Here is a 22,566-nt window from a genome sequence, read left to right as displayed (position 1 = left end):
TGTGTGATCTTCAAATCTTGTGCCACTCAGAGTGGCCGTCCGTGCAAGCCGGAGACCCTTCGCACGGTCCGGCTGTCTTGATCGCTTTTTTCGCAAACGACGTCACTTCCAAGATGGCGCCTTTGGATAACCGAACCCAAGGAAAAACATGAAAGCAGTCATTCTTGCCGGCGGCCTAGGAACGCGCATTTCCGAGGAAACATCTTCGCGGCCGAAACCCATGATCGAGATCGGCGGCAAACCCATCCTCTGGCACATCCTGAAGATTTATTCCGCCCATGGCGTGAACGATTTCGTGATCTGCTGCGGTTACAAAGGCTACATGATCAAGGAGTACTTCGCGAATTACTTCCTGCACATGTCCGACGTCACCTTCGACATGAGCAAGAACAGCATGGAAGTGCATCAGCGCAGTGCCGAACCCTGGCGCGTTACCCTGATCGACACCGGCGAAGACACCATGACCGGCGGCCGGCTCGGCCGGGTCGCATCGTATGTCAAGGACGAAGAAGCCTTCTGCTTCACCTACGGCGACGGTGTCGGCGATGTCGACATCACCGCGCTGCTCGCGTTTCATAAGGAGCAAGGCGTCAAGGCGACCCTGACCGCAACCCTGCCGCCAGGACGGTTCGGCGCGCTTGACTTCGAGGGCGACAAGGTGCGCAGCTTCAAGGAAAAGCCCAAGGGCGACGGTGGCATGATTAACGGCGGCTTTTTTGTGCTGTCGCCAGCCGTTCTCGACTATCTCGACGGCGACAATTGCACCTGGGAGCGGCAGCCGCTCGAGTCGCTTGCTGACGAAGGGCAACTTGCAGCGTTCCAGCATGGCGGCTTCTGGCAGCCAATGGACACCCTTCGCGACAAGAATTACCTTGAGGAACTCTGGGCCTCAGGCAAGGCTCCCTGGAAGGTGTGGAAATGACGCCCGAATTCTGGCGCGGCAAGCGTGTCTTTCTGACCGGTCATACCGGCTTCAAGGGGAGCTGGCTGTCCTTGTGGCTACAGCGCCTGGGCGCCGAAGTCACTGGCTATTCACTGGCGCCGCCGACCGAGCCAAGCCTGTTTGAGGCGGCTCGCGTTGCCGACGGCATGACATCGTTGCACGGTGACGTGCGCGACCTCGTCGCGCTACGCGAGGCAATGCGTCTGGCCGCCCCGCAGATCGTGATCCACATGGCGGCACAGTCGCTGGTGCGTCACTCGTACGTTGAACCCGTCGAAACCTACGCTGTCAATGTGATGGGAACCGTGAATCTGCTTGAAGCCGTGCGCCACACGCCTGGCGTCAAGGCCGTCGTCAACATAACGACCGACAAATGCTACGAGAACAGGGAATGGCTCTGGGGCTACCGTGAGAACGAGCCGATGGGTGGGCATGACCCCTATAGCAACAGCAAGGGTTGCGCTGAACTTGTCAGCGCGTCCTATCGGGCATCGTTCTTCAGCGCGCAGACCCATGCCCAGCATGGCGTTGCGCTGGCCACAGCGCGCGCCGGCAATGTCATTGGCGGCGGTGACTGGGCCAAGGATCGCCTGATTCCCGACATTCTTGCTGCGTTCGAACAGGGCCGGGTCGTCGATATCCGCAACCCGAACGCCATACGTCCGTGGCAGCACGTGCTTGAACCGCTGCGCGGCTACCTAACGCTCGCCGAACGTCTTTACGACAACGGTCCCGCCTGCGCCGAGGCCTGGAATTTTGGCCCGAAAGATGAAGACGCGCGGCCGGTCGGCGTGATCGTAAGCTGCATGGCCGAACTCTGGGGTGGCAACGCACGTTGGAAGATTGACGCAACCGAGCAGCCTCACGAAGCCAATTATCTCAAGCTCGACATTTCCAAAGCAGTCGGTCGGCTGAGCTGGCGTCCATTGCTCAATCTCGAGACGGCCCTGCACATGATTGTCGTCTGGGCCCGGCGGCGCGGTGAAGGCGCGGACATCCGCGAAACCACTCTGGCGCAAATCGACCACTATCAAACAATGATCCGGCACTGATCGAACGATGCGAAATCTCAAAACCAACATGCGATGTCAGGAAGCGCAAATCCGATGATTTTTATCCTGGGAGCCCGGGGTCGCCTTGGCCACGCTATACACGCCTCGCAAGACCCGGCCCGCGTCGAAGCGCCCGATCATTCGATTTACTCGGAGTGGTGGCGCGACGACGGCGCTGACGAGGCCGCGCGCTTTTTCGAAAGCCGGCACGCCGCCGAAGACAGCGTGGTCTACGTTGCCACAGGCATCATTGATCCTGGTCGCCCACATGACGAGCACGAACGCATCAATTTTTCACTGGCGAAAAATGTGGTTCAGGGTGCAACACGAACCGGGGCGCGAGTCATTACCTTCGGTACGGTCATGGAAAAAGTGGTCGACGACAAAGGGCTTAATCCCTACTATTGGAGTAAAACGAAACTAGGTCGTTTTGTCGAGGAATTTTGCGCGACGAGCCGGTTCGGCTTGCACATACGCCTGCATACCTTGTTTGGGGGGCGGGCGCCGGACCCCTTCATGTTTCTCGGTCAAATCCTGCAGGCTATCGACAGGAACGCCGAATTCAGGATGACGCCCGGCATGCAGTTACGGGAGTACCATCATATTGATGACGAAGTTGCGGCAATCTTCCGGCTCGCAGATTCGCACGCCAGCGGCTCGGTCGAGCTAAGCCATGGCATGCCGGTCATGCTGAAAAACCTGGCCACCTACATTTTTGAGGCGCAAGATCGTCTCGATCTGCTGAAAATCGGCGCCTTGCCCGGACCAGTCAACGACAACTATGAATTTTTGTTCGAGCGTACGCCGGCGCTGGACGGCCTGAATTTCCGCGACACGCTACCAGCGGTTGCAGATTACCTCGCGCAAGTCAAAGAAAGTGCTCGCTGACGTCGGCTCGATTGACCCGCGAACGTTGATCAGCCCCGCTTTATACAACATCAGAATCGGCAGATTTCAAGTTATGCAAAACGCCAAAACCCAAGCCCTTCGCGAGCAAATCTCTGCGCTGGTAGAACAGTACGCCGCAGTCGCATTGGCTCCCGAACCCTTCTTGCCCGGTGTGAGCGTGGTGCCGCCGTCCGGCAAATTACTCGATGCCGCTGAACTCAAGAACATGGTTGAAGCGTCTCTCGACGGCTGGCTAACGACCGGACGCTTCAACGCCGAATTTGAGAAGAAGCTCGCTGCGTTCATTGGCGTCAAGCACCTCATCACGGTCAACTCGGGCTCGTCGGCGAACCTCGTAGCATTCAGCACCTTGACCTCGCCGAAACTCGGCGAGCGTGCAATCAAGCGTGGCGATGAAGTCATTGGCGTGGCCGCGGGTTTTCCGACTACCGTTAATCCGATCATCCAGTTCGGTGCGATCCCGGTTTTCGTTGATGTCGACCGCCTCACGCACAACATTGATGCGGGCAAGATTGAAGCGGCGATTGGCCCCAAGACCAAAGCGATCATGCTGGCACATTCGCTCGGCAACGCATTCAATCTTGACGTCGTGACTGCGCTTTGCAAAAAGCACAACCTGTGGCTCGTTGAAGACTGCTGCGATGCACTCGGTACCACCTACCGTGGCCAGATGGTCGGCACCTTCGGCGACATTGCCACGTTGAGCTTTTACCCGGCCCACCACATCACAATGGGCGAAGGCGGCGCGGTCTTCACCAACAATGACGAACTCAAAGTCATCGCCGAAAGCTTCCGCGATTGGGGCCGCGACTGCTATTGCCCGCCCGGCAAGGACAACACCTGCGGTAAACGTTTCTGCTGGAAGCTCGGTGAACTGCCCGAAGGTTACGACCATAAATACACCTACAGCCACCTCGGCTACAACCTCAAGATCACCGATATGCAGGCGGCCTGCGGTTTGGCGCAACTCGACAAGGCTCCGCAGTTCATCCAGGCGCGCAAGGACAACTTCGCGTTTCTCAAGGAGCGCCTGAAGGCCTGCGAGGAATTCGTCAACCTGCCCGAGCCGACTGAGCACTCTGATCCGTCATGGTTTGGCTTCCCGATCACGCTGAAAGAAAATTGCCCGGTCACCCGGCTCGATCTGCTGACCTACCTCGACCAGAACAAGGTCGGCACGCGGCTGCTGTTTGCCGGCAACCTGACGCGCCAGCCCTACATGAGCGGCTGCAACTACCGCATCAGTGGTGATCTGACCAACACCGACAACGTGATGAACAACACCTTCTGGATCGGTGTGCAGCCCTCGCTGACACCGGCGATGCTTGAATTCGCCGCACGCAAGATTGAGACATATCTCGGTGTGAATTTCTAAAAACCATCATGCAAGCTGCCTTTCCTGCCGATGATCTGGATCTGGTGTTGTCTCTGACACCGGAGTTCTGGTCACGCTTTGGCGGGGCCAGGCTGTTCATGACAGGTGGCACCGGTTTCATCGGCAGCTGGCTGCTGCAGTCGCTGCAGCGGGCGAACGACACGCTCGGCAGCCGTCTTGAACTCATTGTGCTGAGCCGAGATCCCGAACGCGCACAGAAAGAGTCACCGCACATGTTCAATCGCCGCGACACCCGGCTGGTCGCGGGGAGCATGCTCGATTTCACCGTACCGGCCGGCAAGCTTGACCTGATGGTTCACGCAGCCGCTGATGTCGGCGATCCGCACCGGGCGGCCGACCCGCTGGCGGTATTTGATTCGATCATGCAGGGAACGCGGCGCGCGCTCGACCTCGCCGATGCAAGCGGTGCATCGCGCTTTTTGTTGACGTCCAGCGGCGCGATTTATGGTGCCCAACCTGCTTCAATCGAACGAATGCCAGAGACCTATGCATGCGCGCCCGATCTGCTGCAACCGGCTGCTGCGTACGGCAACGGTAAACGCGCGGCCGAATGGCTCGCGTGCACCTATGCCGCGCAGTTCGGGCTTGGTGCCTGCATCGCACGCATTTATGCGCTGATCGGCCCAGGCCTGCCGCTGAACGGGCCATTCGCAGCCGGGAATTTCATCCGCGACGCGCTCGCTGGACGGCCCATTGAAGTCAGGGGTGACGGCCGGCCTCTGCGATCATTTTTGTACATGGCGGACCTCTGCGTCTGGCTATTACGCATTCTCGGCACCGGCAAGCCGGGCCAAGCCTATAACGTGGGCTCGGAAAGTGCGATAAGTATCGCCGAGCTCGCGCAGCATATCGTTCGAGCCTCGGGGGCCGGGCTTGAAGTGAAGATCGAAGCACCGCCTGCCGCCGAACCGGCGCCACGCTACCTGCCCGACACGCGCAAGGCGCGGGAAGAACTCGGTCTTGCGGAAATCACGGGGCTTGACGCGGCGCTGCGCAAAACATTCAACTGGAGTCGTTCATCGATCACATCATGAACAAATTCAACGCCACCCGCATCCGCAAAACTGTCCTTGATATGGCCTATTCGGGCGCGACTGTGCATATCGGCTGCGCATTTTCGATCGTCGAACTGCTCGCCGTGCTTTACCGGAGTCATCTCAGGTTTGATCCCGCGAATCCTGAGTCGCCCGATCGGGACTACATGGTGCTCAGCAAAGGCCACGGCGTGATGGCGCAGTATGCCTGCCTGCACGAAATCGGCTGGCTTGACGATAACGACATCAGCCAGTACTTCAAGGACGGCAGCCGGCTTAAGGGATTGGCCGACGCACATGTTCCCGGCGTCGAAGCAACGGCCGGCTCTTTGGGGCACGGGCTTTCGGTAGCAACAGGTCTGGCCATGGGTGCAAAGCTCAGCCAGACAGACCAAATCTGCTATGCGCTGGTCGGGGATGGCGAGCTCAACGAAGGCGCGATCTGGGAAGCAGCGCTGTTCGCCACGCATTTCAAGCTCGACAATCTCGTCGTGATCGTTGACAAAAACGGCTTTCAGGCAATGGGGCCGACCGACGAGGTCATTGCACTCGGCAACATCGAGGAGAAATTCCGGGCCTTCGGTTTCGACGCAGTCACCATTGACGGCCATGATGAAGCCGCTATTGACGCGGCCTACCGCGACGCGCGCGCCGGCCGCAACGGAAAGCCGAAAGCAATCGTCGCGACCAGCATCAAGGGCAAGGGCGTCTCGTTCATGGAGCACAACAACATCTGGCACTACACACGGCTGACCGCCGAGACCCACGCGGCTGCGATCGCCGAACTCAGAGGCACAGCATGAGAAACGCATTCTCCGACGCGCTGGTCGCTGCAGCGCTGGCCGACCCAAAGGTATTGCTTCTCACAGGCGACCACGGCTATGCACTGTTCGACGCTTTCCGCAAGGCCAGGCCGAACCAATACATCAACTGCGGCATCGCTGAGCAAAATATGGTGGGCGTGGCAGCGGGTCTGGCCAAAGCCGGCTTCAAGCCCATCGTTTATGGCCTCGCGGCATTTGTACCGATGCGTGTGCTTGAGCAGATCAAGATCGACGTCTGCTACGAAAACCTGCCTGTGATCCTGATAGGTGATGGCGCCGGGCTCGTTTACAGCCATCTCGGCAGCAGCCACCAGTGCACCGAAGACATCGCCTGCACGCGCGCGGTACCGGCATTGACCGTGTTGTCTCCAGCTGACCGCTTTGAAATGACCGCAACCATGCAGCTTGCACTGCGGCTCGAATCGCCGGTCTATATGCGCGTCGGCAAAAGTGATCGCGGTGACGTGCACGACGGTCCAGTCAAACTGCAAGCTGGCGACATGCTACCGGTGAGTCCGAGAGGGAAACGCATCGCCCTGCTTGCAACCGGATCCATGGTGAAGACCGCACTCGAACTCATCAAGCAGGGCCTCGACGCAGAAGCCTGGAGCGTGCCGTCGATCAAACCGCTGGATCGCGAGTGCCTGCACTCGATTATCGACAGGGTCGACGCCATCGTGACCCTGGAGGAACATTCGGTCATGGGCGGGCTAGGTGCCTGCATCACCGAAGAAGTTACCGCCTACCGGGCGCTGCCGGTCTTCCGCATTGGCATCAAGGACCGCTTCTCGTCGCTCTGCGGCACCTGGGATTACCTGCTGCATGAGCATGGGCTCGACTTGCCGAGCGTGCGACAAAGCGTCGAGACCTTTCTCGCTGGCAAGCCGTCCAAACACTGAGTTATGGCCTTGAAGCAGGAACTCCCACAACTGTTGCGTCGGCTCTGGCTGCATTTGAGCCTGCGCCGTCGGCGCCAGTTCGCGGGTTTGCTGGCCCTGACGCTGGTCAGTGCGTTCGCCGAGGTGATGAGTTTGGGCGCCGTACTGCCTTTTCTCGCGGTGCTGACCGCACCGGAACGGCTGTTGGCCTACCCACTCGTTACGCAGGTCGCGCAGGCATGGGGTATCGCTTCAGCACAAGGATTAATCCTGCCGCTGACGATTATTTTTGCGGCAGCAGCGCTTCTGGCCGGGGCCTTGCGCATGTTGCTACTCTGGGCTGGCATGCGCCTGGGTTTGACCAGCGGTTCCGATCTCAGCACCGAACTCTATCGGCGCACCCTCTACCAGCCCTATCAGGTACATGTCTCACGCAACAGCAGTGAGGTCATCGCCGGCATCACGCAAAAGGTCAACAGCATAGCTTTCGGCGTGCTGCAGCCGGTACTTGTGCTGCTGAGCTCCGTCATCCTGCTCGCGTCCGTTGTTGCCGTTCTTGTCGCCATCGACCCATTTGCCGCGATCGTCGCTGCGCTGGGCTTCGGCGCTAGCTACACGATCATTGCCGCCATAACCAGAAGCAGGCTCCGGCACAACAGTGAGCTGGTGGCACGCGAACAGACGCAGGTCGTCAAGGCGCTGCAAGAAGGTCTCGGTGGCATCCGCGATGTGCTGTTAGACAATGCGCAGCCGCTGTATTGCGAGATCTACCGCAAGGCCGATCATCCGCTGCGCCGCGCCCAAAGCGACAGCCAATTCATCAATATCAGCCCGCGCTACGCGATGGAAGCGGTCGGCATGGTGCTGATCGCTGCGCTGGCTTATGCACTCAGCCAGCAAAACGGCGGCGTTGCGGGCGCATTACCGGTGCTCGGCGCACTCGCGCTCGGCGCGCAGCGCCTGCTCCCGGCCTTGCAACAAAGTTTCGGGGCCTGGGCCACGATCGTGAGCTGTCAGGCCTCGCTCGCCGAAACGCTGGCGCTGCTCGATCAGCCGCTCCCACCCGAAGCATTCCAACCACCGGCTGCACCGCTGGATTTCAAAAACCATATTCATTTTGACCAGGTGCGCTTTCGCTATTCGGACACAACGCCGTGGGTGCTTGATGGTCTCGATCTGACAATCACCAAGGGAACCCGCGTCGGTTTTGTCGGCAGCACGGGTAGCGGTAAAAGTACAACACTCGACCTCATGATGGGCTTGTTGCTGCCAACCGAGGGACAACTGCTGGTGGATGGCAAGCCGGTTCGCGGCGACCATCTGCGTGCTTGGCAGCGCACCATCGCCCATGTACCGCAGAGCATCTATCTGGCCGACACCAGTCTCGCTGAAAACATCGCCTTTGGCGTGCCAAGGCAGCTGATCGATATGTCGCGCGTCCGCGAAGCCGCGCAACAGGCACAGATTGCCGAGTTCATCGAGAGCCGTACCGGCGGCTACAACGCGCATGTCGGTGAACGCGGCATCCAGTTATCGGGCGGTCAACGCCAGCGCATCGGCATCGCGCGAGCCCTCTACAAGAGGGCCAGTGTGCTGATATTCGACGAAGCGACAAGTGCCCTCGACAACGCGACCGAGCAATCGGTCATGACGGCGATTGATGGACTGGATCGCGGCCTCACGATCCTTCTTATCGCACACCGCCTGACGACCGTCATGAATTGTGACGTCATCATTGAACTAGAACACGGAAAAGTCGCTGCGCAAGGCAGCTACGACGAGCTGCTGACACACAGCGCGAGCTTCCGACAACTCGCGCAGGCTTCTCCATGAGCACGATGACCATCCACAATACCACCCTGCCTGATGTGCTGGTGGTTGAAACCACGCGATTCTCGGACCTGCGGGGCGCCTTCAGCCGCCTCTTCTGCGAGCGTGAGCTTGCCGGGGTGACCGGAGAGCGCCGCATCTTGCAGATCAATCACTCGCGCACACAGTCAAAAGGTGCGATTCGCGGTTTGCATTACCAGCGCCCGCCACACGCCGAAATGAAGCTCATACGCTGCATCCGGGGCAAGGTGTGGGATGTCGCGGTCGATCTAAGGCAAGGCTCACCGACCTTTTTACACTGGCATGCCGAAGAACTTACACCTGAAAATGGCCGCATGCTGGTCGTTCCCGAGGGCTGCGCACACGGTTTTCAGGTGCTCGAAGAAAACAGCGAAATGTTGTATCTGCATACCGCCTTTTACAAACCTGAGGCCGAAGGCGGCCTTGCCTATAACGACCCAAAACTGGCTATCACTTGGCCCCTTCCCGCGACCGATGTCTCGGAAGGTGATCGTGGCCGCCAGCACATTAATCACGATTTCACAGGACTTGCCGCATGAACTGCCGCCATTGCAACACTCCCCTGCAGCATGTATTTCTCGATTTGGGGTTTGCGCCGCCCTCCAATGCATATCTGACCAAGGCGCAGCTCACGCAGCCCGAGGTTCACCTCCCGCTGAAACTGTTTGTCTGTGACCACTGCTGGCTGGTGCAAACCGAGGACTTCACGCAAGCCGACGAGCTGTTCCGCTATGACTATGCGTACTACTCGTCGACCTCGATCAGTTGGCTCGATCACGCCGCACGCTACACCACAGCGATCACCAAACGCTTCGGACTCGGTTCCGAGAGTTTCGTGATCGAAGTTGCCTCCAATGACGGTTATCTGCTTCGCAACTTTCTACCGCCCGGAATCCCCTGCCTCGGCATCGAACCCACAGAAGGTACGGCCAAAGCCGCAGAGAATCTCGGCATTCCGGTACTACGCGAGTTTTTCGGTGATGCGTTGGCCAAACGCCTGACAGCTGAGGGCAAGCAGGCCGATCTCATCATCGGTAACAACGTCTATGCGCACGTACCGGATATCAACGACTTCACACGTGGCCTCAAGTCGGTACTCAAGCCTACTGGCGTGATCACGCTCGAATTCCCGCACCTTATGCAACTGATCGAGCACAACCAGTTCGATACGGTTTACCACGAGCATTTCTCTTACCTGTCGCTGCAAAGCGTCAGCCGTATCTTCGACCAGGCCGGCCTGCGTGTGTGGGACGTTGAGGAACTCAGCACCCATGGTGGCAGCCTGCGCGTCTACGGTTGCCACCGCGAGGACACGCGCGAGAGTACCGGCGCGGTCGCGCGTATTCTCGAAGACGAACAGCGCCACGGTCTCCGTGACTTGAACACATATCTGAATTTTCAGCCGAAGGCCGACCGGGTCAAAAACAAGTTACTTACCTTTCTGATCGAGCAAAAGAACGCCGGCAAAAAGGTCGCGGCCTACGGCGCGGCTGCCAAGGGAAATACCCTGTTGAACTATGCGGGTGTCAGGCCAGACCTGCTGGCATATGTTTGCGACGCCGCTCCATCCAAGCAGGGCAAATACCTGCCTGGCAATCACATTCCAATCCTCCCACCATCGGCAATGGCCGAACACCGCCCGGACGTGGTGGTGATCCTGCCGTGGAATATCGCTGCCGAAGTCATGCAACAGCAAGCCCACGTGCGAACTTGGGGCGGCAATTTTGTGGTTGCGGTTCCCGAACTGAAAATCATGGCGTGAATTAAGCATGCTTCAACCGTTCGATCCAGTTCGCAATTCACACTGAAAATTAGTACCTTAATGCGTGCGTAGCGCGTCAACACCAATTCGGCTTTTGCCAAAATCTTTCGTCTCTGGAGAAAACAATGTCAAACGACCCTCGTGACCTAAACGGTCAAAAATTGCAACGAGCACTTTCGACGCTTGGACGCGATGCCTTGTTGCGCAGACGTCTGATTGACTGGTTGAAGGAAGCAGAAAAAACCTTCGCCTATCAAGGTTCGGTTCGCGATGACATTACGGGCCCGATTATCGATGCGCTTCACACCGAAGACGACCGATATGAAAAGACACTGCAGGATGGAACACGCTTTGAGTTTCTCTACCGAACAAAAATTGCGAGGGATTTCATGCTTTCGGAGCGGGAAAATCCTACTCATGTCTGGGAACCTCAAACGACAAGATTACTGCAACACCTGTCCGCCCACAGTGACGGCGATGTTCTGATCGGTGGCGCATATTTTGGCGATCATGCCATTTTATTGGCTCGCCAACTGCAGAAAGAAGACCGTCAGGTTCATTGTTTTGAGCCCAGTCCCGAACAATCAGGAATGCTCGCAAGAAATGTTGCGCTAAATGATCTGAACAACTTGGTCATTAATCGCAAGGGACTGTGGGATGTCAGCAGCCAGCGGCTTCGTCTTGAAGGCTTCGACTCGTTCGCCAATTCGGTCGTTGCGGACACTGCCGAAGATAGTTTTGAAACGGTACGAATTGACGACTATTGCGCCGCAATGCAACGCCGACTCGGCGTCATCATGCTCGATATTGAGGGCGCGGAGTTTCGTGCGCTGCTAGGAGCTGAAAAAACACTCCTGAATAACCACCCAAGCATCGTTTTTGAAGTTCACCGGGACTATGTGGACTGGTCAAACGGCTTACTAAATGCACCAGTTTGTAAATTGTTGAGCGCAGCGGGCTATCAGCTTTTTGCGGTGCGCGATTTCCACAATAACCACGAAGTCGGGGAGCTTTGTATCGAACTCATTCCGGCCGAGGCCGTTTACCTCGAGGGCCCACCGCATGGCTTCAACATGCTGGCCGTAGCAAATACGCAACTCATATCTGGCCCCCTTTTCAAGCAGGTAAAGAACGTGAGCCCCAAGTTACTCCGTCATAAATCACCTGAACTACATCATCCCTTGGATGGGTTTCCTGGCGAATGAAATTCACAGTGTTTGGTGGCGCCGGGTTTGTCGGCCGTCACTTGGTCACTCATCTGCGTGAGCGCGGTTACGAAGTAACCGCGCCGGTGCGCGGCGCGCTAGTCCATAGCGAGGAGAACCTCGGCCACGTGATTTATGCGATCGGCCTGACAGCCAACTTTCGCAGTCGGCCACATGACACCGTCGAAGCGCATGTTGGTTTACTCTCAACATTGCTCCAGTCGAGCCGCTTCGATTCGTGGCTATACCTCTCAAGCACTCGGGTCTACGCGGGCTTGGCGCCAACTTACAGCGCGAAAGAAGATGCGAAAATCTCGATCGCACCTTCGGCCGACAGCCTGTATGACCTCAGTAAGCTTCTCGGTGAAGCCCTGTGTCTGACGCAGGCTTCGCCGGCCGTGCGGGTGGCAAGGCTATCCAATGTCTATGGCCCTGGGCAAGGTAAAGCTACATTCCTGGCGTCGGTGATCCGTGAACTGCGCGAGACCAATAGCGTCACGATCCATGAAAGTCCGACCTCCTGCAAAGATTACGTCGACATCGACGATGTCGTACCGTTGCTCGAAAATATCGCGATTAGCGGCCGGCAGCGCCTCTACAACGTAGCTAGCGGGCAATCCGTATGTCACGCCGAACTGGCACGCGAGCTGGCGGCGCTGACGGGCGCACATATCTCCTTCGCACCAGGCGCGCCCGAGCGCATTTTCCCGACCGTCGACATAGCGGCGGTAACTACCGAGTTCCACTACCTGCCCATGAAGCTGAAAGATCGGCTCTCAGGCTTGTTGTCCACCTATCCCATCCAACACGGAGTACCACAGTGAGCGCCACACCCAACGATCCAATCGCGGCTTTCGAAGCTGAGAAATTCAGCACCATCGCCAGCTATCCCGCCAACAAATCATGGCAATCACTGTCGTCGCAATGGATGGCGGAAGCTTTCCGCGGCCGCTATATGTATAACTTTTCATGGCAGGGCCGACCCATTATCCAGACCCCGGTCGATATGGTCGCGACGCAAGAACTGATCTGGCAGGTCAAGCCGGATCTGATTATCGAAACAGGCATCGCGCATGGCGGCTCATTGCTCATGAGCGCCGCAATGCTGGCGTTGATCGATTACTGCGAAGCCGTCGAAAGCGGCTCCACGCTCGACCCGAAAGCCACATCGCGCCACGTGCTCGGACTCGACATCGATATCCGCAAGCACAATCGCGATGCAATAGAAGCACACCCGATGGCGCACCGCATCCAGATGCTCGAGGGCTCATCGACCGATGAAAAAATCATCGAACAGGTGCACGCGATCGCGAAAAAGCACCGAAAAGTCATGGTATTTCTCGATTCAAACCATACGCACGAGCACGTATTGGCAGAACTCGAAGCCTACGCACCTTTGACAAGTGCGGGCAGTTATTGCTGCGTGTTCGACACGATTGTCGAGGATCTGCCGAACGATATGTTCCCTGATCGCCCCTGGGCACATGGCAACAACCCGAAGACTGCGGTATGGGAATACCTCAAGCGACTGAAAGAACAAGGCCGGCAAGCCGTCGATGGTGGAAAGCTCGTATTTGAAATCGACAAGTCCATCGAGAACAAATTGCTTTTGACGGTGGCTCCAGACGGCTATCTCAAGCGCATCTGATGCCTTTTTTCGGAGAAATTCGTTTCCAGACGTTTGAAAACCATGGCCAATCCCATACTCGATAGCTGGTTTGCCCACTCGCTGCGAAAAAGCGCTAACGAAGAAAACCCTTCTTTTGCCACGCTTTCACTGCTGACAGTGGTCATACCTTGCTATGCAAGACAGGATTTCCTGTTGCGACAGTGTGTGTATTGGCACGGCAGTGGTGCGAGCGTGGTGATCGTCGACGGCTCACCGCAACCACTGGATGGCATCTCGCGGCAGACGCTGGATGGCCTTAGCGATGTAATTTATCTACATGCTGCAATCAGCATGTCTGACCGTCTGAAAATGGCGGCCAAACATATCCGCACGCCGTACGCGACCTTGCTCGGGGACGACGAATTTTTTCTGTTCAGCGGACTTTGCAGCGCAATTCTTGCACTTGAACGCGACGCTTCACTGAGCGCCTGCATAGCGCAGTCGCTGGCGTTTCATACCATGCAGGACGGGACTGCCTGCAGTTACGGCCACGGTTACCCGCATTGGCGTTACACGGTCCGACAGGACGAGATTGAACAGCGGCTGCAGACTGCAATGTCGGACTATACGGCCGCGACCTGCTACGCCGTCTTGCGCGCGCCAGTCTGGTGCAAATCCTGGGGGCAGCTTGAAAACTGGTCGTCACCCTATGTGAGCGAGATGCAGCAAGGAATCACTACCTATATCTGGGGAAAACTCTCGACGGTCGACGAGGTGTACTGGATGCGCTCCAGCGAAAACCGGTCTATCACGAGCACAGACTTCAATCGCGGTCTGTCGTTTCGCGACTGGTGGTCGTCTGCTCAATTTGAGACGGAGCACGAGCGGTTTTTCGCGATACTCACCCGTGAGCTCAAAAGCGCCATTACCGTTGACGACGCGCGCGCGCGTGCCGTAGTGCGCGAGGCGGTCGAGACATTTATCAGGCATCTCGATGATCTCGACCGTGATGCCAGGCAGGCGCTGACAGGTCCAGGCGCGGTATTGAATACCTTCCGCAAGAGCACCGCTGCTATCGCCAAACGGCTGCTGCCGCGCAGATGGCTGGAGTACCTCAAGTCAGCCATGTTCGGTGCTGTCCCGGCACCGACGCCCGGCAACTATGGCCAATTGCAAGATCTACAAAAACTTACTCCTCCCGTTGAATTTCTGATTGACGACCGATTGATCGCCGAACTGTCGGCCATGGAGAATTTGATCAGCGGTTTCTACCGGGCAAGAAAAGGGCACGTAGCATGACCCACAGCGTCCTCATCTCCGGTGCAGGCCAACTCGGCTCGCGCTACCTGCAAGGCCTTGTGAACTGTGCCAGCCCGCTTTGCATTCACGTTCAAGACGTCGATCCGGTGTCGCTCGCGAGAGCGCAACAACGCTGGGACGAGGTCGAGAAAGCGAACAGAGCCCATGAGATCCAGTTGCACACCTCCCTCGCAACGGTGCCGGCAGCAATCGATGTCGCGATTGTTGCAACTACCGCACGCTGGCGACCTGAGGTGGTGCGAGAAATTGCCGCGCGAACGACGGTAGGCGCCTGGATCCTCGAAAAGGTGCTGGCACAGAGTGAGACAGGGCTCGACGAGATTGAGCATCACGTTGGCCACGCCAGAGTCTGGGTGAACACGCCGCGAAGAATGCTCGACTGGCATCAACAAATCAAAGCGCAGCTGACATCCGGCAAACCAATGCATCTGAAGGTCAGTGGAGGCGCATGGGGCCTGGCCTGCAACTCGATCCACTTTCTGGACATGTTCGCCTGGTGGACCGGTGAAACGCCCACAACATTTGATACCAGTGAACTCGCACCTGGCTGGATCGAATCCAAGCGCCCCGGCAACTGGGAGGTCATGGGCACGCTTAAAGTCGACTTCTCGGGCGGATCAACTGCGGCCCTGGAAGCCGGCGACGGAGATGTCTTCTACCGCTTTGAACTCGATGACGGCATACACCGCTGGGCGATCGACGAAGCGGCCGGCACCGCAAAACGTTCTGACGGACTCGATCTGCCGGGACGCCTGCCCTTCCAGAGCGAAGTAAGCGGCGCACTCATCGAGTCGATTCTTGTCAGCAACGATTGTGCATTGCCGACTTTGGAGCAGTCGCTCGAAATTCATCGTCCTTACATTCGAGCGCTGCTCGATCATTGGCGCGTCAACGTCGATGTCGAAGCCGACGCTGTCCCCATCACCTGAAGCCGAGGAACATAGACATGAACATCTGGTTGATCGGCGCGGGGCCGCATGCCCGCGAATACGCCAAGGTCCTGCAGCATCTGGGCCTGGACTTCGAGGTGATCGGGCGTGGCGAATCGTCCGCGCAGGCCTTTGAGGCCGCCACCGGCCACTCTGTCCGACGTGGCGGCTTGGTACAAGCGCTCGCTGAGTCAGGAGCGCCTGCACGGGCGATCGTGGCAGCGAGTTTCGAGGAGCTTGCGCCGGTTGCGCTCCAATTACTGGAGGCCGGCACCCGGCGCATCCTGCTTGAAAAGCCCGGTGGCCTGAATCTGGCTGAACTCGGCGCGGTCGCGGCGGCAGCTGAGCAGCACCAGGCCAATGTGCTGATCGCTTACAGCCGGCGCTTCTACGCCGCGACCCGGCAGGCACGGAAAATGATTGAGGAAGACGGCGGCGCACTCAGTTGCAGCTTCGAATTTACCGAATGGGCTCACACGATCGTACCGATGCCCCTACCCGATTCAGTCAAGCAGTCCTGGGTCATCGCCAACTCGTCGCACGTGCCCGACCTTGCGTTCCATCTCTGCGGCTTCCCGAAGGACTGGAAAAGCTGGCGTGCTGGCGCGCTTGACTGGCATTCGGCTGCCGCGCGGTTTTGCGGCGCCGGCGTAACCGAACGCGGTGTGCTATTTAGCTATCACGCTGACTGGGAAGCTCCTGGCCGCTGGGCAGTAGAAGTGCTGACCCGCAAGCGCAGGCTTATCTTCAAACCAATGGAACAGTTACAGGTCACCCACCTGGCATCAGTCAAAGTCGAACCCGTCGTCATCGATGATGTGATCGACAAAGAGTTCAAGCCGGGATTGCATGCTGAGACCCGCGCTTTCATTGAAGGCGACGACACGCTGTTCTGCACGATCGCCGAGCAGCTCGAACACGGCGCTATCTACAGCGAGATGGCCGGTTACACAGCGACGCCCGAGACAGGCAGCAAGGCGGCCTGAAAAGATGACCTCGCAACTGATCGTTTTCGACAGGGACGGCACCCTGATAAGGCATGTGCCTTATCTCTGCGATCCGGCGCAGGTGGTCTTGTTGCCGGGCGTGCGCGAGGGCTTGACGCGGCTACGGGCCGCCGGTCACCTATTGTTTTTGCACACCAATCAGTCGGGGGTCGGTCGCGGCTATTTCCCGTTTGAGATGGCAGTTCGCTGCAACAACGAAATGCTGCGTCAGCTCGACCTCGGTCCGGCGCCGTTCGAAGAGATTTGCATCTGCCCGGAAGTGCCCGAGGTGCCCGCACTGTATCGCAAGCCATCACCCAGGTTCGGCCTCGAACTGCTCTCGAGATATTCGAAACAAGCCACCGATATCTGCTATATCGGCGACAACCTGAGCGATCTCATGACGGCCGCCAACCTCAGCTGCCGCGGCATTGGCGTAAACACCGGCGTGCACAACCTGCACCATGAGCTCGCGACTCGTTCGCTTGAGGCACATTTCGAGGTATGCGACAACTTCGGCGAGGCCGTTGACATGCTGTTGGCCTGGAGCAGTGAACATCATGGCTGAACCTCGCCTGCTGGTGCTCGCAGGTGGCTTCGGCACACGCCTGCGCAGTGCCGTCTCGGACGTCCCCAAACCGCTGGCACCGGTCGCAGGCGAGCCCTATCTCGGCTACCTGGTCGACAGCTGGATCGCCCAAGGGGTACGTTCGATGACATTTCTGCTGCATCACCAATCCGAACTGATCGAAGAATTCGTTGGCGGGCTTGCGCAAACCGGTCGGCTCCATGGCTGCGAAGTCGACTTCCTGGTGGAACCCGAACCGCTGGGAACGGGTGGTGCCGTGGCCTACGCAGTACGGCAACATGCCCTCGCGGGTTCCTTCCTCGTCAGCAACGCCGATACCTGGCTCGGCAGCGGTATCAGCGCGGTATTTGCAGCCGAATCGCCTTCGATGGCCGTAATTTACGTAGAAAATACGGAACGCTATGGCAGCGTACGGACGTCGGCCAATAAAATAGCCCTTTTTGAGGAAAAGCAGAGCAGCCGCGGTAAAGGCCTGATTAATGCTGGTCTGTACCATCTCGATGCGGACCTGTTTAGGCATTGGGATGGCAAGCCCTTTTCCCTGGAGCGGGATGTCTTCCCGGATTTGGCGGCCGACAACCGGCTGACAGCTGTTTCACTGAATACCGACTTTATCGATATCGGCGTGCCGGAAGACTATTTCCGGTTTTGCCGATGGATAGCGTCAAACAAGGCGGGAACCCTGTGAGCTTCGAATTATTCTTGATTTCAGAAAATGCGTCGTTGCGCGATGCATTGACGCAACTCGAAGCCAACCACCATGGCATCGTGCTGACGACCAATGCCGAAGGCATGGCGACCGGATTGGCGACCGACGGGGACGTGCGGCGCAAGCTGCTCGAAGGCGCGCAACTCGAGGACGCCATCAAGTCCTGCGCTAACCCTGACTTCGTCTGGGCCGACAAGGCAAGTTCGCGCGAACTGCTGCTCAAACAGCTCGACCACCATATCAAAGTCATACCGCTGCTCGACGAAAACCGGCGCCTGGCCGGAATCGTAAGCCGCGACCACATGCCGCGTCAGATCGAAGAGCCTGTCTATGCGCGAGCGCGCTCGCCGGTGCGGATCAGCTTTGGCGGTGGCGGTTCAGACCTCACGCATTTCTTCGCCGGTGAAGGCGGAGCCGTGATCAACACAACGATCTCGCTCTACAGCCACGCCACTTTGCGCAAGCGCGACGACACGCGCATCGAGATCCATTCACGCGACCTCGGTGAATCGCTGCATGCCAACGACCTGCAGCACGCGCTGTCACAAAAGGGCCGTTTCGGGCTGATCCTGGCATTGATCAAGGCAGTACACCCAGACTTTGGTTTTGAGCTCTACCTGCATTCCGATTTCCCGATGAATTCCGGGCTAGGTGGCTCGGCCGTACTCGCGGCAGCCGTGCTTGGCTGCTTCAATCAGTTCCGCCAGGACCGCTGGGACTCGCACGAAATCGCGGAACTCGCATTTCAGGCCGAGCGGCTCTATCTGGGTATTGCGGGCGGTTGGCAGGACCAGTATGCGACGGTGTTTGGCGGCTTCAATTTCATGGAATTCCGGATGGACCAGAACATCGTTCATCCACTGCGGATACCGGCCGATGTTCAGCTCGAACTTGAGGAAAGCCTGGTACTTTGCGATACCGGCTCACCACACGACTCCGGCGACATCCATCAGGACCAGCGCCAACAGATGCAGCAGCACGACATCAGGCAGAAAGTGCAGACCAATGTCGAGCTCACCTACCGCATTCGCAACCATCTGTTGCGCGGCAGGCTGCTGCAGTTCGGCCAGGCGTTGCATGAGTCGTGGCTGCTCAAACGCCAGTTCAGCAGCAAGATATCGAACGACCGGCTCGACCAAATCTATGAGGACGCGCGCGCGCACGGAGCCCTTGGCGGCAAGCTGCTTGGCGCCGGCGGCGGCGGGTTCTTTCTTTTTTATGTCACACCGTTCCGTAAACACGAGCTCATTGGAAAGCTCGAAAGCCTGGGCCTGAATGTGCGCCCATTCCGCTTCGAGCAGGAAGGGCTGCGCGCCTGGTCCGCGCGCGAAGGCAAGAATCAACCCCACCCGGAAAAGACATGAGCATCAGCATCGCCAATTTTGAAATCGGAGCCGGCAGGGCATTTGTGATCGCCGAGATCGGGAACAACCACAACGGCAGCTTTGAGCGCGCCAGGCAGATGGTCGACCTGGCCGTCGAGATGGGCGCGGATTGCGCCAAGTTCCAGTTGCGTAAACTCGACGAGGTCTATCGCCAGCGCACCCTGCGCAAGGACGGCGAGGACCTCGGCACCGAATACGTGCTCGACCTGCTGCGCCGCTTCGAACTCTCAATTGAACAGCACCGCGAACTCGCAGCCTATTGCGGGAGCAAGGGCATTCTCTACCTCTGCACGCCGTGGGATCAACACAGCGTCGACGTGCTCGAGCAGTTGCACGTGCCGGCCTACAAGGTAGCCTCGGCCGATCTGACCAACCTGCCGCTGCTCGAGAAGCTCTGCGCAACCGGCAAACCGCTGATCCTGTCTACCGGCATGAGCCTGCGCGAGGAAGTCCAGGTCACCGTCGACTTCCTTAACAAGCGCAACGCTTCGTTCGTGCTGCTGCACTGCAACAGCACCTACCCGGCGCCGCTGCACGACATCCACCTGCGCTGGATGGAAAAACTCAAACTGATCCATCCACTGGTTGGTTATTCAGGCCATGAGCGAGGTATCGCCGTCACCCTGGCCGCGACCGGCCTCGGTGCCTGCGTGATCGAACGCCACTTCACGCTGGACCGCAGCATGGAAGGCCCCGACCACGCGGCCAGCCTCGAGCATGCGGAATTCAAGCGCCTGATCGAGGGTATCCGCGAGATTGAGCAGGCGCTTGGCGACGGCCGTGAGCGCCGCATCTCACAAGGCGAGATGATCAACCGCGAGAACCTCGGAAAAAGCCTGGTCGCCGCGAAAGCCCTCAAGAAGGGCTCGATCGTCCGGCCTGAGGATGTGCAGGTGCGCAGCCCTGGCCAGGGCCTGTCGCCGCAGCACTACGAAAAACTGCTGGGCCGCACCTTGCAGCACGACATGGCGGCAGAGGACTTCTTCTATCCGTCGGACCTCAAGGACGAACGGATCGAGCCGCGGCCCTACCGCTTCAAGCGTCCCTGGGGAGTACCCGTCCGCTATCACGACTTCGGTGAATACAACTCGCGCATCAAACCCGATCTGTTCGAATTTCACCTGTCGTATTCGGACATGGAGCTCAAGCTGGACGATTTCCTGAGTGGCACTTATCCCTGTGATTTTGTGGTCCATGCGCCCGAGCTGTTCGCCAACAGCCGGCTCATGGATCTGGCCTCGCCCGACGAAGACTACCGCCGCCAGTCGATCGCTGAAACCCAGCGCGTCATCAATATCACGCGCGGCCTCAAACGCTTCTTTCCGAAGACCATCCGACCGCCGATCGTCGCGAATATCGGCGGCTTCACGATGGACGCGCCGCTGCCGCCCGACGTCATCACGGCCTATTACGAACGCTTCGCAAAAAGCCTCGGCGAACTCGACATGGAAGGCGTCGAACTGATCCCGCAGACCATGGCGCCGTTCCCCTGGCATTTCGGCGGTCAGCGCTTCCAGAACATCTTCGTCCGCATCGAGGAAATCGTCGACTGGTGCCAACGCCTGAACCTGCGCATGTGTTTCGACATCTCGCACACGCGCCTGACCTGCAACCATTTCGGCATCGACTTCTATGACTTCGCCGAAAAGATCGCGCCGATCTCGGCGCACCTGCATCTCGGCGACGCCCAGGGCCTCAACGGCGAGGGCCTGCAGATCGGCGAAGGCGACATCGACTTCACGCGACTCGGCAGAATCCTGGAAAAAGGCTGCCCGACCGCTTCGTTCATCCCCGAGATCTGGCAGGGCCACAAGAACGGCGGCGAGGGTTTCTGGATCGCGCTCGAAAAGCTGGAAGGTACCCTGTGAGCCTAGAGCAGATCAAAACACAGGTCGAAGCGTCCATCGCGGTCAAGCAAGCGCTGCTGGCTGACGGTGCGTTGCTGCAGCAGATCGAGAAACTCGCGCAGGCTTGCCTGGCCTCGCTGAAGGCCGGCGGCAAGATCATTTTTGCAGGCAACGGCGGCAGCTTTGCCGATGCACAGCATCTGTCAGCGGAGTTCACTTCGCGTTTCCTGTTCGACCGCGCGCCGCTCGCATCGGTGGTACTTGCGGCCAATAATTCGGCGATCAGCGCGATCGGCAACGACTATGGCTATGAGTTCGTGTTCGCGCGCGAGCTTGAGGCACTGGCGAAACCGGAAGATGTCTTCATTGCGATCTCGACCAGCGGCAACAGTGCCAATATCCTGATGGCCGTCCAGGCCGCCCGCGAGCGCGGCGTGAGTACATTCGCCTGGACTGGTGCGGGCGGTGGCAAGCTCAATGAAGCTTGCGAATGCCTGCGCATTCCATCGAATGAAACCGCGCGCATCCAGGAGTGCCACATTCTGGTCGGGCATATTCTGTGCGGTCTGGTCGAGGCCTGGTATTTTCCAAAGGGAGCCGAAAAGAAATGACAAAAATCGTGGCGCTGATTCCGGCACGAGCGGGCTCCAAGGGAGTCCCCCACAAAAATATCAAACCCCTTGGCGGCCACGCGCTGCTGGCCTGGTCGATCGCCGCCTGCCTGCGGTCGGCGACCATCGACCGCGTCATCGTTTCGACCGATTCGGCCGAATACGCGGCATTGTCGCGGGAACTCGGCGCCGAAGCGCCGTTCCTGCGCCCGGAAGCGATCTCGGGCGATCGTTCGACCGACTATGACTTCATTGTCCACGCGCTCGACTGGCTGGCAGCCGAAAGCGGCGAGCCCGAATACATCGTGCATATCAGGCCAACCACGCCACTGCGCGACCCGCAGTTAATCGATGACGCAGTGAAAGCTTTCATCGCAGCGCCGCAAGCAACCGCGCTGCGATCGGTACACGAGATGTCCGAGTCGGCCTACAAGACCTTCGAGATGGCGGAGGGGGGTCAACTCAAGCGCCTTGGTGCGGACAATACCGAGCTTGACGCGGCGAACAACGCGCGCCAGCAATTTCCGAACACCTACCAGGCCAATGGCTATGTTGATGTGCTGTCGAGCGCGTTCATCCGGAAGTCGGGTCTGATGCACGGCAACCATGTGCTGCCCTTTGTCACACCATCGGTGGTCGAGGTCGACACGCTTGACGATTTCGAACACCTGGAATTCCAGATCACCCGGATGCCGGGTGTGTCACAAAAACTTTTCAACTGAAGACA

Annotated in this window: 22 protein-coding genes; all 22 read left to right on the top strand. The window is 58.5% G+C overall.

Features of this window, described 5'->3' with window-relative positions; all coding sequences use genetic code 11:
* Window positions 1-148 precede the first annotated feature (148 nt).
* Window positions 149-922 carry a glucose-1-phosphate cytidylyltransferase gene (gene rfbF, locus AC1DU8_RS02470; RefSeq protein ID WP_457281204.1) on the top strand — a complete coding sequence of 258 codons (774 nt, stop codon included), beginning with the start codon at window positions 149-151 and terminating at the stop codon, window positions 920-922.
* Entirely contained in the window at window positions 919-1,995 is a 1,077-nt protein-coding gene (gene rfbG / locus AC1DU8_RS02465; RefSeq protein WP_477689623.1) for a CDP-glucose 4,6-dehydratase, read from the top strand. Before rfbF ends, rfbG begins: the two co-directional genes overlap by 4 nt.
* Window positions 1,996-2,049: 54 nt before the next feature.
* On the top strand, window positions 2,050-2,883 hold the full coding sequence (locus tag AC1DU8_RS02460; RefSeq protein ID WP_477689622.1) for an NAD-dependent epimerase/dehydratase family protein: 834 nt from the start codon (window positions 2,050-2,052) through the stop codon (window positions 2,881-2,883).
* Window positions 2,884-2,956: 73 nt separating this feature from the next.
* On the top strand, window positions 2,957-4,279 hold the full coding sequence (gene rfbH / locus AC1DU8_RS02455; RefSeq protein ID WP_477689621.1) for a lipopolysaccharide biosynthesis protein RfbH: 1,323 nt from the start codon (window positions 2,957-2,959) through the stop codon (window positions 4,277-4,279).
* Between the two features lie 8 nt (window positions 4,280-4,287).
* Complete coding sequence (locus AC1DU8_RS02450) at window positions 4,288-5,334, top strand: NAD-dependent epimerase/dehydratase family protein (RefSeq protein WP_477689620.1); 1,047 nt, start codon at window positions 4,288-4,290, stop codon at window positions 5,332-5,334.
* Entirely contained in the window at window positions 5,331-6,137 is an 807-nt protein-coding gene (locus tag AC1DU8_RS02445; protein WP_477689619.1) for a transketolase, read from the top strand. Before AC1DU8_RS02450 ends, AC1DU8_RS02445 begins: the two co-directional genes overlap by 4 nt.
* On the top strand, window positions 6,134-7,057 hold the full coding sequence (locus AC1DU8_RS02440; RefSeq protein WP_477726412.1) for a transketolase family protein: 924 nt from the start codon (window positions 6,134-6,136) through the stop codon (window positions 7,055-7,057). Before AC1DU8_RS02445 ends, AC1DU8_RS02440 begins: the two co-directional genes overlap by 4 nt.
* A gap of 3 nt (window positions 7,058-7,060) precedes the next feature.
* The gene (locus AC1DU8_RS02435) at window positions 7,061-8,869 is read left to right on the top strand and encodes an ABC transporter ATP-binding protein (RefSeq protein ID WP_477726411.1); all 1,809 of its coding nucleotides are present in this window, start codon (window positions 7,061-7,063) and stop codon (window positions 8,867-8,869) included.
* Window positions 8,866-9,426 (top strand): dTDP-4-dehydrorhamnose 3,5-epimerase, encoded by a 561-nt coding sequence (gene rfbC, locus AC1DU8_RS02430; RefSeq protein WP_477689616.1) that lies wholly within the window; start codon window positions 8,866-8,868, stop codon window positions 9,424-9,426. Before AC1DU8_RS02435 ends, rfbC begins: the two co-directional genes overlap by 4 nt.
* Entirely contained in the window at window positions 9,423-10,649 is a 1,227-nt protein-coding gene (locus AC1DU8_RS02425; RefSeq protein ID WP_477689615.1) for a methyltransferase domain-containing protein, read from the top strand. The genes rfbC and AC1DU8_RS02425 overlap by 4 nt, the downstream gene beginning before the upstream one ends.
* A 125-nt stretch (window positions 10,650-10,774) precedes the next feature.
* On the top strand, window positions 10,775-11,854 hold the full coding sequence (locus tag AC1DU8_RS02420; protein WP_457281213.1) for an FkbM family methyltransferase: 1,080 nt from the start codon (window positions 10,775-10,777) through the stop codon (window positions 11,852-11,854).
* Window positions 11,851-12,678, top strand: a complete 828-nt coding sequence (locus tag AC1DU8_RS02415) for an NAD-dependent epimerase/dehydratase family protein (protein ID WP_457281214.1) — start codon at window positions 11,851-11,853, stop codon at window positions 12,676-12,678. Before AC1DU8_RS02420 ends, AC1DU8_RS02415 begins: the two co-directional genes overlap by 4 nt.
* On the top strand, window positions 12,675-13,502 hold the full coding sequence (locus tag AC1DU8_RS02410) for a cephalosporin hydroxylase family protein (protein WP_457281215.1): 828 nt from the start codon (window positions 12,675-12,677) through the stop codon (window positions 13,500-13,502). Before AC1DU8_RS02415 ends, AC1DU8_RS02410 begins: the two co-directional genes overlap by 4 nt.
* Window positions 13,503-13,544: 42 nt before the next feature.
* Window positions 13,545-14,762: a TIGR00180 family glycosyltransferase gene (locus tag AC1DU8_RS02405; protein WP_477726410.1), complete on the top strand. Its 1,218-nt coding sequence runs from the start codon at window positions 13,545-13,547 to the stop codon at window positions 14,760-14,762.
* On the top strand, window positions 14,759-15,712 hold the full coding sequence (locus AC1DU8_RS02400; protein WP_477689613.1) for a Gfo/Idh/MocA family oxidoreductase: 954 nt from the start codon (window positions 14,759-14,761) through the stop codon (window positions 15,710-15,712). The genes AC1DU8_RS02405 and AC1DU8_RS02400 overlap by 4 nt, the downstream gene beginning before the upstream one ends.
* 17 nt (window positions 15,713-15,729) lie before the next feature.
* Window positions 15,730-16,698 carry a Gfo/Idh/MocA family oxidoreductase gene (locus tag AC1DU8_RS02395; RefSeq protein WP_457281218.1) on the top strand — a complete coding sequence of 323 codons (969 nt, stop codon included), beginning with the start codon at window positions 15,730-15,732 and terminating at the stop codon, window positions 16,696-16,698.
* 4 nt (window positions 16,699-16,702) lie between these two features.
* Entirely contained in the window at window positions 16,703-17,266 is a 564-nt protein-coding gene (locus AC1DU8_RS02390) for a D-glycero-alpha-D-manno-heptose-1,7-bisphosphate 7-phosphatase (RefSeq protein ID WP_477726409.1), read from the top strand.
* The gene (locus AC1DU8_RS02385) at window positions 17,259-17,975 is read left to right on the top strand and encodes a sugar phosphate nucleotidyltransferase (protein ID WP_477726408.1); all 717 of its coding nucleotides are present in this window, start codon (window positions 17,259-17,261) and stop codon (window positions 17,973-17,975) included. Before AC1DU8_RS02390 ends, AC1DU8_RS02385 begins: the two co-directional genes overlap by 8 nt.
* Window positions 17,972-19,360, top strand: a complete 1,389-nt coding sequence (locus tag AC1DU8_RS02380) for a GHMP family kinase ATP-binding protein (protein WP_477726407.1) — start codon at window positions 17,972-17,974, stop codon at window positions 19,358-19,360. The genes AC1DU8_RS02385 and AC1DU8_RS02380 overlap by 4 nt, the downstream gene beginning before the upstream one ends.
* Window positions 19,357-21,249 (top strand): N-acetylneuraminate synthase family protein, encoded by a 1,893-nt coding sequence (locus tag AC1DU8_RS02375; RefSeq protein WP_477726406.1) that lies wholly within the window; start codon window positions 19,357-19,359, stop codon window positions 21,247-21,249. Before AC1DU8_RS02380 ends, AC1DU8_RS02375 begins: the two co-directional genes overlap by 4 nt.
* Entirely contained in the window at window positions 21,246-21,839 is a 594-nt protein-coding gene (locus AC1DU8_RS02370; RefSeq protein WP_457281223.1) for a D-sedoheptulose-7-phosphate isomerase, read from the top strand. The genes AC1DU8_RS02375 and AC1DU8_RS02370 overlap by 4 nt, the downstream gene beginning before the upstream one ends.
* Entirely contained in the window at window positions 21,836-22,561 is a 726-nt protein-coding gene (locus tag AC1DU8_RS02365; protein ID WP_477726405.1) for an acylneuraminate cytidylyltransferase family protein, read from the top strand. Before AC1DU8_RS02370 ends, AC1DU8_RS02365 begins: the two co-directional genes overlap by 4 nt.
* Window positions 22,562-22,566 lie beyond the last annotated feature (5 nt).

It is taken from the genome of Polaromonas sp. P3_A5, assembly GCF_056403055.1.
This window is presented reverse-complemented; position numbering and strand designations above follow the sequence as displayed.

Bases quoted from the DNA above. Each gene is read 5' to 3' on its own strand.
- rfbF (WP_457281204.1), top strand. From the start codon at position 149: ATGAAAGCAGTCATTCTTGCCGGCGGCCTAGGAACGCGCATTTCCGAG.
- AC1DU8_RS02440 (WP_477726412.1), top strand. From the start codon at position 6,134: ATGAGAAACGCATTCTCCGACGCGCTGGTCGCTGCAGCGCTGGCCGAC.
- AC1DU8_RS02395 (WP_457281218.1), top strand. From the start codon at position 15,730: ATGAACATCTGGTTGATCGGCGCGGGGCCGCATGCCCGCGAATACGCC.
- AC1DU8_RS02405 (WP_477726410.1), top strand. From the start codon at position 13,545: ATGGCCAATCCCATACTCGATAGCTGGTTTGCCCACTCGCTGCGAAAA.
- AC1DU8_RS02450 (WP_477689620.1), top strand. From the start codon at position 4,288: ATGCAAGCTGCCTTTCCTGCCGATGATCTGGATCTGGTGTTGTCTCTG.
- AC1DU8_RS02425 (WP_477689615.1), top strand. From the start codon at position 9,423: ATGAACTGCCGCCATTGCAACACTCCCCTGCAGCATGTATTTCTCGAT.
- AC1DU8_RS02365 (WP_477726405.1), top strand. From the start codon at position 21,836: ATGACAAAAATCGTGGCGCTGATTCCGGCACGAGCGGGCTCCAAGGGA.
- AC1DU8_RS02415 (WP_457281214.1), top strand. From the start codon at position 11,851: ATGAAATTCACAGTGTTTGGTGGCGCCGGGTTTGTCGGCCGTCACTTG.
- AC1DU8_RS02400 (WP_477689613.1), top strand. From the start codon at position 14,759: ATGACCCACAGCGTCCTCATCTCCGGTGCAGGCCAACTCGGCTCGCGC.
- AC1DU8_RS02460 (WP_477689622.1), top strand. From the start codon at position 2,050: ATGATTTTTATCCTGGGAGCCCGGGGTCGCCTTGGCCACGCTATACAC.
- AC1DU8_RS02445 (WP_477689619.1), top strand. From the start codon at position 5,331: ATGAACAAATTCAACGCCACCCGCATCCGCAAAACTGTCCTTGATATG.
- AC1DU8_RS02390 (WP_477726409.1), top strand. From the start codon at position 16,703: ATGACCTCGCAACTGATCGTTTTCGACAGGGACGGCACCCTGATAAGG.
- rfbH (WP_477689621.1), top strand. From the start codon at position 2,957: ATGCAAAACGCCAAAACCCAAGCCCTTCGCGAGCAAATCTCTGCGCTG.
- AC1DU8_RS02420 (WP_457281213.1), top strand. From the start codon at position 10,775: ATGTCAAACGACCCTCGTGACCTAAACGGTCAAAAATTGCAACGAGCA.
- AC1DU8_RS02435 (WP_477726411.1), top strand. From the start codon at position 7,061: ATGGCCTTGAAGCAGGAACTCCCACAACTGTTGCGTCGGCTCTGGCTG.
- rfbC (WP_477689616.1), top strand. From the start codon at position 8,866: ATGAGCACGATGACCATCCACAATACCACCCTGCCTGATGTGCTGGTG.
- AC1DU8_RS02385 (WP_477726408.1), top strand. From the start codon at position 17,259: ATGGCTGAACCTCGCCTGCTGGTGCTCGCAGGTGGCTTCGGCACACGC.
- rfbG (WP_477689623.1), top strand. From the start codon at position 919: ATGACGCCCGAATTCTGGCGCGGCAAGCGTGTCTTTCTGACCGGTCAT.
- AC1DU8_RS02375 (WP_477726406.1), top strand. From the start codon at position 19,357: ATGAGCATCAGCATCGCCAATTTTGAAATCGGAGCCGGCAGGGCATTT.